Genomic DNA, 14792 nt, shown 5'->3' with positions numbered 1-14792 from the left:
CCTAGTCCGGGGGCCCGCCCGGCGACAGGGTGTCGTAACTCGCAGTCAGACCCCGGTACGCCTCGATCATCAGCAGCGCCGCCAGCGGCAACTCGATCACGACGGCGGACGCCAGAGCCCACCACAGGCCGGCCCGACCGGTGGTGATCAGATCGAACCCGGCGTCGCAGACCAGCAGCACGCCGAGGGCGAAGCCGACCAGGACGGCCAGTCGTCGCCGCAGGATGGTGAGGACCGCGGTCGCCGTGAACATCGCCAGCAGCACGAGGTCGAAAACCACCCACGCGAGCCGCCAGTTGTGCGCCACGAACTCGTCGGGCAGGGTCGCCGCGAGGTAGGTGATCCACGGCACCAGCAGCACCGCGGCGACGACCAGGACCGTCAGGTGCAGCTCGTCCCGTCCGAAGCGGCGCGGCCCGGCCGGCGCCGGTGAGGACGACGCGGCCGCGAGCCGGCGCATCAGGTCGCGGCGCTGCCCGTCGGGCATCGCGGCGATGTCGTCGTCGCTGATCACCCTCTGATCGTCCCACCGGGCCACGGCTCGGCCTGCTGGGCCAGCAAACCGGCCTGGGTACGGTTCTCGCAGCCGAGCTTGACCAGCAGCCGGGACACATATCCCTTCACCGTCGCCTCGGAGAGGTTGAGGCGACGGGCGATGCGCAGGTTGGAGTCTCCGTCGGCCAGGCCCGCCAGGACCTCGGCCTCACGCTCGGTCAACCGGCCGATGCGCTCGCGTACCCGCTGGTGGTCGCCCGCCACCCCGACCAGGCGCTGCGCGGCCACCGGCGACAGGACCGTGCCGCCGCGGGCCGCGGCCCGCACCAGGTCGACGAGAGTCTCCGGCGCGGTCGACTTCACCAGGAACCCGGCCGCCCCGGCCCGCAGCGCCCGCAGCACGTACTCGTCGTGGTCGAACGTCGTCAGCACGACCAGGCGCGGTGGATCGGGTAAGCCGGCGATCCGCTCGATCGCGGTCAGCCCGTCCACGCCGGGCATGCGCAGATCCATCAGCACCAGATCGGGCCGCAGCCGGACCACCGCCTCGACCGCCTCGGCCCCGTCGTAGGCCTCGCCGACCACCTCGATGTCGCCGGCCGTGCCGAGGATCGTGCGCAGGTGGGCACAGACCAGGCGCTCGTCGTCGACCAGCAGCACCCGGATCACGGACGGCCCGTCGGCACGTACGCCGGAAGGCGCGCGCTCACCCGGAAACCACCGCCGGAGGCCGGCCCGGCTTCCAGCGACCCACCCACCATCTCGACACGGTGGCGGAGACCGGTCAGCCCGCTACCGCCGACCGGCAGATCACGGGTTGCGCCGGTCGACCGCCCGTTCACCACTTCCACACTGATCCCCTCGTCGGCGAACGTCACCGTGACCGAGGTCGCGGCACCCGGCGCGTGCTTGTGGACATTCGTCAGCGCCTCCTGCACTATCCGGACGACCGTCCGCCGTACCACCGGGGAGGGGCGGCTCTGGTCGCCCGTCGCCACGAACCGTACCGGCAACCCGACCGACCGGGAGTCCTCGACCAGCCGGGAGACGTCTCCGTCGAGGTCGCCGGGCTGGTCGCTCACGCGAGCCGGGTCCCCGCCGTCGCGCAGCACCCCGACGAGGTCGCGCAGTTCGGTGAGCGCCTGCACGCCGGCGATCCGCAGCTCCTCGGCCGACTTGCGGGTCGGGTCGTCGGGCGCGGTCAGCCGCAGCGCGCCGGCCTGCAGCACCATCAGGTTGAGCCGGTGGGTGACCACGTCGTGCATCTCGCCGGCCAGCCGCACCCGCTCGTCGGCGCGCGCCTGCCCGACCGCTCGCAGGGTCGCCTCGGCCGCCAGCCTCACTCGGGCCCGGGCGTAGAGGCCCAGCAGCGACGAGCAGAGGATCACCAGGGGCGCGGAGAAGGGATCGGCGATCTCCCAGGCACGGGCCCCGATCAAGAAGGTGACCGCCAGCAGGCCGACCGCGGCCCACGGACGCCACCGGGCGCGGTCCCCGGTGAAGGCCACCAGCGCGTACGGGGCGAAGACCGTCGCCCACACCGGCACGAACACATTGAGCAACGACAGGACACCGGCCGTCAGGTAGGGCCACCGGCGCCGGACCAGGAGCGCGCCGGCCCCCGCGACCTGCGCGGCGACGGAGAGCCCGGTCGAACGATGAGCGGCCAGGTCCACAGCGATCCCCGCACCCGCCGCCGTCAGGCCGAGCGCGGCGTCGATCGCTGTGTCGAGGAGCCGGCGACGGCGCATGCCCTGGAGCATACGAAAGTAGGTGGCGGACGCGACCCACGGCGCTATCGAGGGGATCGTCGCCTGCGGAAGGCTCGATCCATGGCACGCCGCATCCACGAACTGGACGCCCTGCGCGGTCTCGCGCTGGCCGGCATCACCGAGTTCAACATCGTCCAGATGACCGGCTTCTCCCGCCCCGGCGGGCCGGCGTCCGAGCACCCGGGGGCGTACGTCTGGGAGGCGCTCTTCGTCCAGCGGCCGTTCCCGATCTTCTCCTTCCTGTTCGGCATCAGCTTCGCCCTGTTCCTGCGCACGGCGGGTGATCGCACCGACCGGCCGCGGCTGGTCCTGCTGCGCCGGCTGCTGTGGCTGGGCGTCTTCGCCGCCCTGCACACCCTTCTGCAGCCCGGCGAGGTTCTGAAGTTCTACGCCGCGTTCGGCATCGTCGTGCTGCTGCCCGCCTCGTATCTCTCCCGGCGGTGGGTGCTCGGGCTGGGCATAGTGCTGACCCTCGCCGCCGGTCTCACCTTCAACGGTCTGTTCATCATTCCGGGACTGTTCCTGCTGGGTCTGGCGGCCGCTCGGTACGACCTCCCGGACACGCTCGACCGGCGCACCCGCCAGCTCGGCATCGCGTTCGCCGTGGCCGTCGCGCTCGCCGCGGTGATGCTGTGGCTGCAGTGGCGCGCGGGGGTCGGCCCGACCGCGAACTACCGCATCCTCCCGGCCGGTACCGTCTGCGCCTTCCTCTTCACCGTGGCGTTCCTGCTTCTCCTGCGGACGCCCTTGCGCCGGCCGCTCGGCGCGGTGCTCGGCCCGATGGGGCGGATGGCTCTCACCAACTACATCCTGGCGTCGGTGCTGATCCTGCTGGCCGATCGCGTCCTCGACCTCGGCGGCGCGTCCGGCTTCACCCCGATCGTCGGGACCGGAGTCGCGATCGCGGCGGTCCAGGCCGCGCTCAGCATCGTCTGGCTCCGCCGCTTCCGCTACGGCCCGCTCGAATGGGCCTGGCGCTGCCTGACCTGGTGGCAGCTGGTCCCGCTGCGCGCCGCCGACCGGCCGGCGCACGTTTAGGGGCGGGGCTTTCGTGCCGATCAGTCAGGTGTGCGCAGGAGACGGGGCTGGACCGGCCTCATGGTGGCCGCCGTGCTGGTCACCGGCGGCGCGGTCACCGCGGCGGCGTACGACGTGGTCGAGCGGGGTGAGGACCGCTACGCCGGCCAGGTGATGGACCGCTACGCCGCCGATCTGTCGGCCGCGGTCAGCGACCGCACCAGCCGCTACAGCGAGACCGTGGGCGATCTGGCCGCCGCCGTGGGCGCCCAGTCCGACCTGCGCGCCGCGGACTTCGCCCGGATGACCGCCACGCTCGACACCGCCCGGCTGCCCGGGGCGGCCGGCGTCTCCTTCGTCGTGCCGGCCACCGCCGAGCAGGTCGCCGGTCTGCAGCGCTACTGGCGCGACCACGGCGCGTCCGGGCTGACCCTGCAACCGGCGAAGGGCGCGGTGACGCACGACTTCGTGGTCTTCGAGCACACGTTCGACAGCGTCAATGACGTCGCCGGCATCGATCTGACCCAGCGCCCGCAGGTCACCGAGGCCCTGCGGACGGCCCGGGCGAGCGGCCGGCCCGCGATCAGCCCGGCCTTCCGGCTCATCCGCGACCGGGGGCTCGACCCGGGGGCCCGGCAGACGTCCGTCGCCTTCGCCGCGCCGGTCTTCGCCGGGCTCGGCTCGGCCGCGCCCGACCGGTTCCAGGGCTGGATCGTGCTGCCCGTCCGCGGGCAGGACTTCCTGGCCCAGACCCTGCTCGACCGTGGGCAGGGCGCCGTCCAGGCCGGGCTGATCGACGCCGGCACCGTCCTCGCCTCGGTCTCACCGGGCCGCCGAGTGCCCGGTGAGGGGCTGATGCGGCAACGCGGCCTCAGCGTCGGTCAGCGCCACTGGGAGCTCTCGCTGTGGCCCACGACCCGGCTGCTGAACGCCACCGACCGCGGCATGAGCCGGTTCAGCCTGGCCGCGGGCGTGGCGCTGACCCTGCTGCTGTGCCTCATGACGGCCGTGCTCAACGGCAGCCGCAACCGGGCCCTGCACCAGGTCGACCAGGCCACCACCGCGCTGCGCCACGACATCGCCCGGCGCGAGGACGTCGAGGCCCGCCTGCGCGAGCGCGAACACGAGCTGCGCCACCTCGCGTTCCACGACCCGCTGACCGGGCTGGCCAACCGGATGCTGTTCCACGACCGGCTGACCCACGCCGTGGCCACGCACGCCCGCACCGGCCGGCCGCTCGCCGTGCTGTTCCTCGACCTCGACGGCTTCAAGCTGGTCAACGACCGGCTCGGTCACCAGGCCGGCGACACCGTCCTGCGGACCGTGGCCGAGCGGCTGCGGCTCAGCGTGCGCACCGCCGACACCGTGGCCCGGTTCGGCGGCGACGAGTTCGCGGTCATCCTCGAGGACGTCACCAGCGCCGCCGACGCCCAGGCCGTCGCCGAGCGCATCATCACCGGCGTCCAGGCGCCGATCGACGTCACCGGCACGCCGGCGCACGTCTCCACCAGCATCGGGATAGCCGTCAGCCGGGCCGGGCTCACCGCCGACGACCTGATCCGGCAGGCCGACACCGCCATGTACGCGGCCAAGACCGCGGGCAAGAACCGCTACGTGGCCTCCTGATTGCCGGCCCGCCCGGCCGGGTACTTCGACGGCTGTGAAACTCTGGAACATCCCCGTCTGGGCCTGGGTCGCCGGCGTGGCGATCGGCTGCGTGATCGGCCTGCTCCTGTTCGACGGTGTCATCGTCGCCCTCATCTTCGGCGTCTCGATCGGGACAGTCTTCGCGATCGCGTTCAGCACCGGCTCCGGCAGCCGCGCGAAGGACAAGCCCCCCGCCGACGAGTGACCCGCGCCAGGACAGTTGACAAGATCCGGCCCATGGACTGCAATATATTGCATGTCGAAGCCGGTACGCCGCCCAGCACGCGGGGCACCGGTCCGGGCCGCGACGGCGATCGACTGAACGATGGAGCTCTTCGGACGCGAGACCGAGCTCGACCGCATAGCGAGTTTCCTGGAGTCGGCCCGCGACGGTGGTGACGTCCGGCTGGTCCGCGGCGAGCCCGGCGTCGGGAAGTCGGCGCTGATCGTCGCCATGGCCGACCTGGCGGACCGGGCCGGCATGCTGGTGCTGCGCGCCTCGGGTTCGGAGTTCGAGGCCGACGTCAGCTATTCGGTGCTCAACCAGTTGCTGCTGCCGCTGCACGCCGAGATGATGCGGCTGCCGCCCGGCCTGCGCGACGCGCTGATCGTTGCGCTCGGCTTCGGCCCCGGCCCGCCGGCCGCGCCGCTGCTCGTCTGCAACGCCGCGCTGGCGCTGGTGACAACCGTCGCCCGGACCGCGCCGGTGTTGCTCGTGGTCGACGACGTGCAGTGGATCGACCGGCCGAGCGCCGTGGTGCTGAGCTTCGTGGCCCGCCGGGTCGCGGGCTCCCCGGTCGGGGTGGTGGCGACGTCCCGTACGGGCACCGACAGTTTCCTCGATCCGCGGGGCCTCACCGAGGTGGTCATCCGGCCGCTCAGCCGGGAGGCGTCGGGCCGCCTGGTCGACACCCGCTCCCCCGGCCTGCCGCCGCCCGTGCGCCGGCGGCTGCTCGACCTCGCCCAGGGCAACCCGCTGGCGCTGACCGAGCTGCCCGCCACACTCGTGGGCACCGAGGAACCGGGGCCGGGCCAGGCCGGCGTGGTGCCGCTGAGCGATCGGTTGCAGGCGCTGTTCGCCCAGCGGACAGCCGATCTGCCACCGGCCACGCGCCGGGTGCTGCTGATCGCCACGTTCGAGGGCACCGGCGACATCCGCGTGCTGCGCGCGATGGCCCGCCTCGAGGATCTCGCCCCGGCCGAGCGGGCCCGGCTGGTGCGGGTGGACGACGCGACGGCGATCCTGTCCTTCCGTCATCCGCTGATCCGGTCGGCTCTGGTCGCGATGTCCACCCACGAGGAACGCCGCGACGCCCACCTGGCCATCGCGGCGGCGCTGACCGGCGATCCCGAGCGGCGGGCCTGGCATCTGGCCGCCGCGGTGAGCGGGCCCGACGAGGCGGTCGCGGCCCATCTCGACGACGCCGCGCACCGGATGCTGCTCCGCGGTGACGTGCTGGGCGCGGTGACCTCGCTGGTGCGGGCGGCCGACCTGAGCGCCACCACGGAGGCCCGGGTCCGGCGGCTGGCCGAGGCGGCGTACATCGGCGCGGAGTCCGGCGATGCCGGGACCGACCCGACGACCCTGCTGGCCGACGCGCGGGCCGCGCCCCTGGACCCGTCGGGATCGCTGCACGTGGCCAACGCGGCCGCCTTCCTCATGCTCAACGGCGACGGTGACGTGCACACCGCCCACCGGCTCCTGGCCGGCGCGATCGAGACCGGCCGGCACGGCTGGCGGGCCGACGACCCGGCCCTCGTCGAGGCGCTGCACACCCTGATCCTGCTGTCCTGGTATGCGGGCACCCCGGCGCACTGGGCCGTGTTCCACCGGGCGATGGAGCGGCTCACCCCGGCGCCGCCCGACATCCTGTCGGTGCTGAGCAAGACCTTCCCCGACCCGGTACGCACGGGCGCCTCCGCCCGGGCCGAGAGCGACGTCCTGCTGGCCGGGATGGCCCACGAGGACGACCCGAGCCGCGTCGTCCGGGCCGGCACCGCGTCGGTCTATCTGGACCGGCTGGCCGACCTCCGGGAGCCCTCGTGGCGGGTGGTCCACCAGGGCCGCGACGGCGGGTCGCCGCGCCGGCACCTGGGCGCGCTGATGCACCTCTGCCTCGACGACTACCTGACCGGCCGATGGGACGAGGCCGAGGAGCTCGCGCGGGAGGGACAGCGGGTCTGCGACACCGCCGGCGTGCAGTTCTTCGCGTGGTACTTCCGCTACAACCGGGCGGTCATCGCGGCCGGACGCGGCCGGGCCGACGAGGCGGGCGCCCTGGCCGACGAGATCACTCACTGGGCCCTGCCCCGCGGGGTGGCCGGCGCGGCCGCCTTCGCCCACCATCCCCGCGCGCTCGCCGCCGCGGCCGCGGGCGACTTCGAGGCCGCCTACCAGCACGCCACCGCGATGAGCCCGGCCGGGGTGCTGGCCCCGTACCTGCCGCACAGCACCTGGGTGATGCTCGACCTGGTCGAGGCGGCGCTGCGCACCGGGCGGACGGCCGAGGCCCGGGCCCACGCCGAGGCCATGCGCTCGGCCGGGGTGGCCCGGCTGTCCCCGCGGATGGCCCTGCTGCAGGCCGGCGTGGACGCTCTCGCGTTCGGCGACGACCGGGCGAGCGCGCGGCTGGAAGCCACGCTGCGGGAGCCGTCCGCGCGCCCCTGGCTGTTCGAGGCGTCCCGGATCCGGCTCGCCTTCGCCGAGAAGCTGCGCCGCCACAAGGCGCTCGCCGACGCCCGGCGGCATCTGCTGGACGCGCGTACGGGCTTCGCCTCGATGGGGGCCGAGCCGTGGCTGGCCCGCACCGTCCAGGAGCTGCGGGCCGCCGGGCACCGGCCGGCGGGCGCCGCGGAGCAGGCCGGCGCGTCCGCCCCGGCCGCCCTGACCGCCCAGGAGTACGAGATCGCCGAGCTGGCCGCGGGCGGGCTGAGCAACAAGCAGATCGCCGAGCGCCTCTATCTGTCGCCCCGGACCGTCGGCGCCCACCTGTACCGGATCTTTCCCAAGCTGGGGATCTCGTCGCGGGCGAGCCTGCGCGACGCGCTGACCGGTGGCAGCCGTACTCCCTGATCGCCCCGGGCGTCAGCGCGGCTCCAGGAAGCGGTGCACCGAGCGGATCACCGACGACCCCTCCCCCACCGCGGCCGCCACCCGCTTCATCGAACCCTGGCGGACGTCGCCGGCCGCGAACACCCCGTCCAGCGAGGTCTCGTAGGGCAGGCGGGGCCGGGTGGTCCGCACCTCGACGTCGGTGAGCACGAAACCGTCGTCGTCGCGGCGCACCGCGGCCGGCAGCCAGTCGGTGGCCGGGCGGGCGCCGATGAAACAGAACAGCGCACGGGCGTCGACCTCGCGCGTCTCGTCCGTCCGGCTGTCCCGCAGCTCGACCACGTCGAGGTGCTCGCGGCCGCGGACGGCGCCGATGACGGTGCGGGCGGCGACGTCGATGCGGTCGTGGCCCTCGACGCGGTCGATCAGGTATTGCGACATCGACTCGGCGAGCGAGTCCCGCCGGATGACGATGGTGACCCGGCTGCAGCGGCGGGCCAGATAGACGGCCGCCTGCCCGGCCGAGTTGCCGCCGCCGAGCACGACCGCCTCGGCGCCCGCACACAGCTCGGCCTCGAGCTCCGTCGCGGCGTAGTAGATGCCCGCTCCCTCGAGCCGGTCCCACCCGTCGAGCGGCAGGCGGCGGTACTCCGCGCCGGCGGCGACCACGATCGTCCGGGCGCGGGCCCGCCCGCCGTCGGTGAGCGTCACCGCGAAGCCGTCGTCCGACTCCTCGATCGCGGCCACCCGGCACGGGCTGACCAGCCGGGCGCCGAACCGCTGGGCCTGGAACGTCGCCCGGGTGGTCAGCTCGGCCCCGGAGATGCCGCCCGGGAAGCCGAGGTAGTTCTCGATCCGCGAGCTGGTCCCGGCCTGCCCGCCCGGCGCGGTCGCGTCGAAGACCACCACGCGCAGCCCCTCGGAGGCGCCGTAGACCGCGGTGGCCAGCCCGGCCGGGCCGGCGCCGACCACGGCCACGTCGTAGGGCAGGTCGTCGTCCGGGGCCAGGGTCAGTCCCAGGGCCTCGGCCAGCCTTCCCGGCGTGGCCCGCCGCAGCACGCGGTCCGGGGTGACCGCCACGGGCAGGTCGTCGCGCGTCGCGATGGGGTCGGCGGCCGCCTCGAAGTCGACGAACCGGTACGGCACCGAATTGCGGTTGAGGAACGTGCGCAGGGCCAGCGTCCCCTCCGACACCGGCAGGCCGACGATCTCGATGGTGCCGTGGTCGGCGCTGTCCGCCAGCCGGAGCTTGCGCCGGGCGATCATGCCGTTGACCAGCAGGTCGGCCAGCTCCGTCTCCCGTTCCAGCAGGGTCCGCAGCCGCTCGCCCGGTATCGTGATCACCCGGCCCGCGACCGTCGCCCGCGCCGTCACGTACGGCCGCTGCCCGGTCAGCAGGTTGAGCTCGCCGACGAACGTCCCCGGCCCGAACCGCGCGAACTCGACGTCGTGCCCCTGCGCCTCGTCCCGGACCTCGATCTCCCCCGTCAGCACCACGACCAGCGGGTTGTGCTCGTCGGCGGGCGAATAGACGACCTCTCCGGCGGTCACTTCCCGCTGCTGACCGTACGTGCCAAGGACCGCCAGCTGTTCGTCGGTGAGGACCGGGTACGCGTTCACGCGTCCAGCATGCCGCGATCAAGCAGCAACCGCGCTCCGAACCCGGCCGTGACGCGGAATGAAAAGGTTTTCAGACCGGAATCCGCTCCTAGCGCAGAGATCATGGTCGATGTCTTGACAGCGGTTTGCAACGGATTTCAGACTGGCCCGCGTGGCAGTGACCATCAGAGAGGTCGCCCGCGTGGCCGGTGTCTCGGCGGCCACGGTGACCCGAGCGCTGTCCACGCCGGACGTCGTCCGGCCGGCCACCCGCGACCGGGTCCGCGAGGTCGCCGCCAGCCTCGGCTACCACCCCAACCGCGCCGCCCGCGGGCTGATCACCGGGCGCACCGGCAACCTCGGCCTGCTCGTGCCCGACCTGGCCAACCCGTTCTTCCCGAGCATCGTCAAGGGCGTGCAGGGCCGCGCGCACGAGGCCGACCACGCGGTCTTCCTGGCCGACACCGACGAGGACCCGGCGGCCGAGGCCGGCCTGGTGCGCAAGCTGGCCAAGCAGGTCGACGGCATCGTGCTGTGCTCCCCCCGGATGGCCGAGCCGGAGCTGCGGGCGCTGGCCGCCGAGGTCCCGACGGTGCTGGTCTACCGCCGCGTCCCCGGCCTGCCGTCGGTGACCGCCGAGTTCCTCGACGGCATGCGCCAGGCGGTGAGCCACCTGATCGCCCTCGGGCACCGGCGGATCGCCTACGTCGCCGGGCCGCGCACCTCGTGGGCCAACCGGGAACGGGTCCGGTCGCTGCGCGCGGTCACCCGGCGGACCGGGGTCGAGCTGGTCGAGATGGGCACCGTCGCCCCGCAGTTCCACGGCGGCGTGTCGGTGGCCGACCGGGTGCTGGCCGCCGCCGTCACCGCGGTGATCGCCTACAACGACCTGGTCGCGCTCGGCCTGCTGCACCGGCTGGCCGCCCGCGGCGTCGCGGTGCCGGACGACCTGAGCGTGCTCGGCTTCGACGACATCCCGCTGGCCGAGATGGTCCATCCCGCGCTCACCACCGTCGCCCTGCCCAAGGAGGAGGCCGGCCAGGCCGGCGTGGACCTCCTGCTGCACCTGCTGGACAGCCGGAAGGCCGTCCGGCGTGATCTGCCGACCCAACTGATGGTGCGGGGTTCCACCGGCCCCGCCCGCTGACGAAGGGCACCGCCATGGCTCGTACGAGAATCGCGCTCGCAGCCGCCGCCACCCTGCTGATCGGCGCCTGCGGGGCGCCCGACAGTCCGGACAGCGGCGGCGGCGCCACCGCCGGGCCGGTGCCCGACAAGCCGGACCGCGCCGTCACGCTCAACGTCCTCGACGTGGCCGGGAACCTCCAGCTGACCCAGCCGATGATCGACGACTTCGCGGCCCGCAACAAGGACCAGATCGAGAAGGTCACCTATTCCAAGGCCACCGCGCCCGAGCTGGTCGGCAAGGTGAAGGCCCAGCAGGGCGCCGGCCGGGTCGACATCGACCTCGTGCTGACCGGCGTCGACGGCCTGGCCGCGGGGATCGACCAGGGACTGTGGACGGCGCTGCTGCCCGCTTCGGCATCGCGGCTGCCGGGCATGAACGACTACCTGCCCGGGGCGGCAGCCATGCAGAAGCTGGCCGGCGACCACGGCGTCACGGTCACCTACTACCCGTCCGGGCCGCTGATCGAATACCTGCCCGCCACGGTGGCCGACCCGCCGAAGACGGCCGAGGCGCTTCTGGCGTACGCGAAAGCCAACCCGGGAACCGTGCAGTACGCCCGCCCCTCCAACTCCGGGCCCGGCCGCACGTTCCTCATGGGCCTGCCCTACCTGCTCGGCGACAGCGACCCCAAGGACCCGGTGAACGGGTGGTCGAAGACCTGGGCCTATCTGGCCGAGCTCGACAAGTACGTGACCCTCTACCCGTCCAGCACGTCGGAGACCATGAAGAACCTGGCCAACGGCTCGGCGAAGATCATCGCCACCACGACGGGCTGGGACATCAATCCGCGGGTGCTCGGCACCGTGCCCAAGGAGGCCCGGGTCGGCACGCTCGAGGGCTTCCACTGGGTCACCGACGCGCACTACGCGGTCATCCCGCGCGGTGTGCCAGTGGCCAAGCAGGCCGCCGTCCTCAACCTGCTCCGGGACATGCTCACGCCGCAGCAGCAGGCCAAGGCGTACGACCAGGGCTACTTCTATCCCGGACCGGCGGTCAAGGACGTGACCTTGAGCATGGCGCCGGCCGAAAGTCAGCAGGCGCTCGCCGAGTACGGCCGGCCCGAATACGACCAGCTGATCGCCGGCAACCCGGTCGAGGTGCCGCTGGACGCCAAGGCGCTGGTGACCGCGTTCGACCGGTGGGACAGGGAGATCGGCGGCGCGAAGGTGAAGAAGTGACCGGCTTCGACGAGCTGCGCCTCGACGGCGTCCGGCGGCGCTTCGGTGACCGGGACGCCCTCGCCGGGCTGAGCCTGACCATCCGCCGGGGTGAGTTCCTGGCGCTGCTCGGCCCGTCCGGGTGCGGCAAGTCCACCGCGCTGAACTGCCTGGCCGGGCTGCTGCCGCTGTCGGAGGGCAGCATCTGGCAGGACGGCGCACGGCTCGACACGCTGCCCCCGGAGCGGCGCGGGTTCGGCATGGTGTTCCAGAACTACGCGCTCTTCCCGCATCTCTCGGTGCGCCGCAACATCGCCTTCGGCCTGCAGATGCGCCGGCTGCCCCGCGACGAGGTGCGCCGCCGCACCGAGGAGGCGATCCGGCTCGTCCGGCTCGAGGAGCACGCCGCGAAGCTGCCCGGCCAGCTCTCCGGCGGCCAGCAGCAGCGCGTGGCCATCGCCCGCGCGGTGGTGCTGGAGCCGTCCCTCGTGCTGATGGACGAGCCGTTGTCCAACCTGGACGCGAAACTGCGGCTCGAGATGCGTACGGAGATCCGGCGGCTGCACCAGACCCTCGGCCTCACCACGGTGTACGTGACCCACGACCAGGAGGAGGCTCTGTCCCTCGCGGACCGGCTGGTGGTGCTGCGCGACGGCCGGGTCGAGCAGATCGGCACGCCGCAGGACCTGCACGAGCGCCCGGCCAACCGGCACGTGGCCGACTTCATGGGCTACCGCAACCTGCTGCCCATGAAGGTGAAGGCCGTCCACGGCGCCGTCGTGGCCGTGGAGGGGGTGGGCCTGACGCTGGAGGGCACCGCGGTGGGCCCGCTCGCCCCCGGCGACGACGTGGTGGTGGGCATCCGGCCCGAGGATCTGCACGTCGGCGAGCAGGGCACCCCCGTCACGGTCGAGGTCGTGGAGTATCAGGGGCGTGAGCTGGCCGTCGAGGCCCGCACGTCCGGCGGGGCGGCCGTGCACCTGCGGGCGGCCGCCCGTCCCACCCCGGGCGACCAGGTCACGGTGACCGCGGCGCCCGCACGGGTGCTGATCTTCCCGGCGGCCGCCCCGTGACCCGCGTCGCGCTGCGGCACCGGCTGGCCGAGCGGGGCGTCGACCGGCACCTGTGGCTGCTCCTGCCCGGCCTGGCCTGCGTGCTGGCGCTGTTCGTCTACCCCTTCGCGTACGGGATCGGGCTGTCCTTCCAACCGGCCGAGGGCGGGGTCTTCGGCGCCTACCGCGCGTTCTTCGCCGACGCCTACCAGCGGGACACCATCACCACCACGCTCGGGCTGTCGCTGCCGGCGGCGATCCTCAACGTGGCCGCGTCGGTGCCGATCGCCTACCGGATGCGCGGCCGGTTCCGCGGCAAGCGCCTGCTCACCACGGTCCTGGTCGTGCCGATCACGCTGGGCACCGTGCTGACCGCCGAGGGACTGCTCAACTATCTGGGCCCGGCCGGCTGGTTCAACCGGGCGTTGCTGTCGATCGGGCTGATCGACGAGCCGGTGCGGCTGACCAACAACTACTGGGGTGTGTTCTTCTCACTGGTCATCACCGGGTTCCCGTTCGCGTTCCTGCTCATCCTGTCCTACCTCTCGGGCATCGACCCCACGCTCGAACGCGCCGCCGCCACCCTGGGCGCGGGCGGGTGGCAGCGCTTCCGGCGGATCACCCTGCCGCTGCTGGCGCCCGGGCTGGCCACCACGTTCTGCCTGACGTTCGTGCTCGCCTTCAGCGTGTTCCCCTCGGCGGTGCTGGTCGGCGACCCGGCCGGCTCCACCCGGGTCATCTCCATCGCCGCCTACCACGCGGCCTACGAGGTCTACGACTATTCGCTGGGCAGCGCCATCGCCGTGGTGATGGGCGTGGTCGAACTGGCCGTGGTCGCCGTCGTGCTCGGCCTGCGCTCGCTGCTCTACACCGGTTCGACGGGAGGAAAGGGATGAGCCGCGCCCGGATCGTGGCGTCACCGGCCGCCTGGCTGATCTGGGGCGCGGTGGCGTTCTTCCTGATCAGCCTGGCCGGCGTGATCACCTCGGTGGTCGTCAACTCGTTCGGCCTGCGGTGGTTCGACACGTGGCTGCCGCAGGGCTGGACGACCCGCTGGTACTCCACCGCGTGGACCGAGTTCGGCCTGTTCGACGTGCTGGTGGTGACCCTGGAGGTCGCGGTCCTGGTCGTCGCCGTCTCGGTCCTGGTCGGCGTCCCCGCGTCGTACGTCCTGGCCCGGCGCTCCTTCCCCGGCCGCCGCCTGGTCTACCTGCTGTTCCTGCTCCCGATCCTGATGCCGCCGATCACGTACGGCATCCCGCTGGCCACGGTCCTCTACAAGTACGGCTTCGCCGGTCACCTGGCCGGCGTGGTGCTGGCCAACCTCGTCCCGTCCATCCCGTTCGTGATCCTCACGATGACCCCGTTCATCGAACAGATCGACCCCACGGTCGAGAGAGCGGCCCGCATGTGCGGCGCCCGCACCCACCAGATCTTCGCCAGGATCCTGGCGCCGTTGCTGATCCCCGGCATCCTGGCCGCCTCGATCCTGGTGCTGGTCCGCACGGTCGGCATGTTCGAGCTGACCTTCCTCACCGCCGGCCCGGACTCGCAGACGCTGGTGGTGGCGCTCTACTACTCCATGTCGGCAGCCGGCATCCGGGCCCAGCAGTCGGTCGACGCGATGGCCGTCCTCTACACCACGTCCATGCTGGTCCTGCTGGTCATCGCACTGCGCTTCGTCAACCCGACCCAACTCGTGGCCCGGGTCAAGGAGGAGCCCGACTGACCGCTGTGCTCCACGGCACACGACGCCAGCTGATCTCGCCCTTGCCTCTCACGTCAGTGTCAGCTTTTAGGGTCGCTCTTGTT

The 14792-nt window shown here is 73.0% G+C and carries 13 protein-coding genes; 9 read left to right on the top strand and 4 right to left on the bottom strand.

Going from position 1 to position 14792, the window contains the following annotated elements:
- Position 1 precedes the first annotated feature (1 nt).
- From HJC40_RS06865 to HJC40_RS06855, 3 genes are read right to left on the bottom strand one after another with little or no spacing between them, the layout of a single operon-like run.
- Positions 2-514, bottom strand: coding sequence for a hypothetical protein (locus HJC40_RS06865; RefSeq protein ID WP_249999205.1), 513 nt, complete (start codon positions 512-514; stop codon positions 2-4).
- Entirely contained in the window at positions 511-1164 is a 654-nt protein-coding gene (locus HJC40_RS06860; protein ID WP_249999203.1) for a response regulator transcription factor, read from the bottom strand. Before HJC40_RS06860 ends, HJC40_RS06865 begins: the two co-directional genes overlap by 4 nt.
- A complete protein-coding gene (locus HJC40_RS06855; RefSeq protein ID WP_249999200.1) occupies positions 1161-2246 on the bottom strand; it encodes a sensor histidine kinase in 1086 nt (361 codons plus the stop codon). Before HJC40_RS06855 ends, HJC40_RS06860 begins: the two co-directional genes overlap by 4 nt.
- Before the next feature lie 81 nt (positions 2247-2327).
- Here HJC40_RS06855 and HJC40_RS06850 point away from each other — a divergent pair, with 81 nt between their 5' ends.
- From HJC40_RS06850 to HJC40_RS06835, 4 genes are all read left to right on the top strand, one after another.
- Positions 2328-3305 (top strand): DUF418 domain-containing protein, encoded by a 978-nt coding sequence (locus tag HJC40_RS06850; protein ID WP_249999198.1) that lies wholly within the window; start codon positions 2328-2330, stop codon positions 3303-3305.
- Positions 3306-3335: 30 nt separating this feature from the next.
- Entirely contained in the window at positions 3336-4910 is a 1575-nt protein-coding gene (locus HJC40_RS06845; RefSeq protein WP_249999196.1) for a sensor domain-containing diguanylate cyclase, read from the top strand.
- 34 nt (positions 4911-4944) lie between these two features.
- Positions 4945-5136, top strand: coding sequence for a hypothetical protein (locus HJC40_RS06840; protein WP_249999194.1), 192 nt, complete (start codon positions 4945-4947; stop codon positions 5134-5136).
- A 120-nt stretch (positions 5137-5256) separates the two neighbouring features.
- Positions 5257-8004, top strand: coding sequence for an AAA family ATPase (locus HJC40_RS06835; protein WP_249999192.1), 2748 nt, complete (start codon positions 5257-5259; stop codon positions 8002-8004).
- Between the two features lie 12 nt (positions 8005-8016).
- Here HJC40_RS06835 and HJC40_RS06830 read toward each other — a convergent pair whose 3' ends face one another.
- The gene (locus HJC40_RS06830; RefSeq protein ID WP_249999190.1) at positions 8017-9603 is read right to left on the bottom strand and encodes a cyclic nucleotide-binding domain-containing thioredoxin-disulfide reductase; all 1587 of its coding nucleotides are present in this window, start codon (positions 9601-9603) and stop codon (positions 8017-8019) included.
- 151 nt (positions 9604-9754) lie between these two features.
- Here HJC40_RS06830 and HJC40_RS06825 point away from each other — a divergent pair, with 151 nt between their 5' ends.
- The 5 genes from HJC40_RS06825 to HJC40_RS06805 are packed head-to-tail and all read left to right on the top strand — an operon-like array spanning position 9755 to position 14709.
- Positions 9755-10729 (top strand): LacI family DNA-binding transcriptional regulator, encoded by a 975-nt coding sequence (locus HJC40_RS06825; protein ID WP_249999187.1) that lies wholly within the window; start codon positions 9755-9757, stop codon positions 10727-10729.
- A gap of 14 nt (positions 10730-10743) precedes the next feature.
- Positions 10744-11949: an extracellular solute-binding protein gene (locus tag HJC40_RS06820; RefSeq protein WP_249999185.1), complete on the top strand. Its 1206-nt coding sequence runs from the start codon at positions 10744-10746 to the stop codon at positions 11947-11949.
- Complete coding sequence (locus tag HJC40_RS06815) at positions 11946-13001, top strand: ABC transporter ATP-binding protein (protein WP_249999182.1); 1056 nt, start codon at positions 11946-11948, stop codon at positions 12999-13001. The genes HJC40_RS06820 and HJC40_RS06815 overlap by 4 nt, the downstream gene beginning before the upstream one ends.
- Entirely contained in the window at positions 12998-13876 is an 879-nt protein-coding gene (locus HJC40_RS06810; protein ID WP_249999180.1) for a carbohydrate ABC transporter permease, read from the top strand. The genes HJC40_RS06815 and HJC40_RS06810 overlap by 4 nt, the downstream gene beginning before the upstream one ends.
- Positions 13873-14709, top strand: coding sequence for an ABC transporter permease (locus tag HJC40_RS06805; RefSeq protein ID WP_249999178.1), 837 nt, complete (start codon positions 13873-13875; stop codon positions 14707-14709). The genes HJC40_RS06810 and HJC40_RS06805 overlap by 4 nt, the downstream gene beginning before the upstream one ends.
- The last annotated feature ends 83 nt before the right edge of the window (positions 14710-14792 follow it).

This window comes from Actinoplanes sp. M2I2 (genome assembly GCF_023544445.1).
In the GTDB taxonomy this organism is placed as follows: Bacteria; Actinomycetota; Actinomycetes; order Mycobacteriales; family Micromonosporaceae; genus Actinoplanes.
The sequence above is the reverse complement of the archived record's forward strand: the minus strand, read 5'-3'. Positions and strand labels throughout refer to the sequence as shown.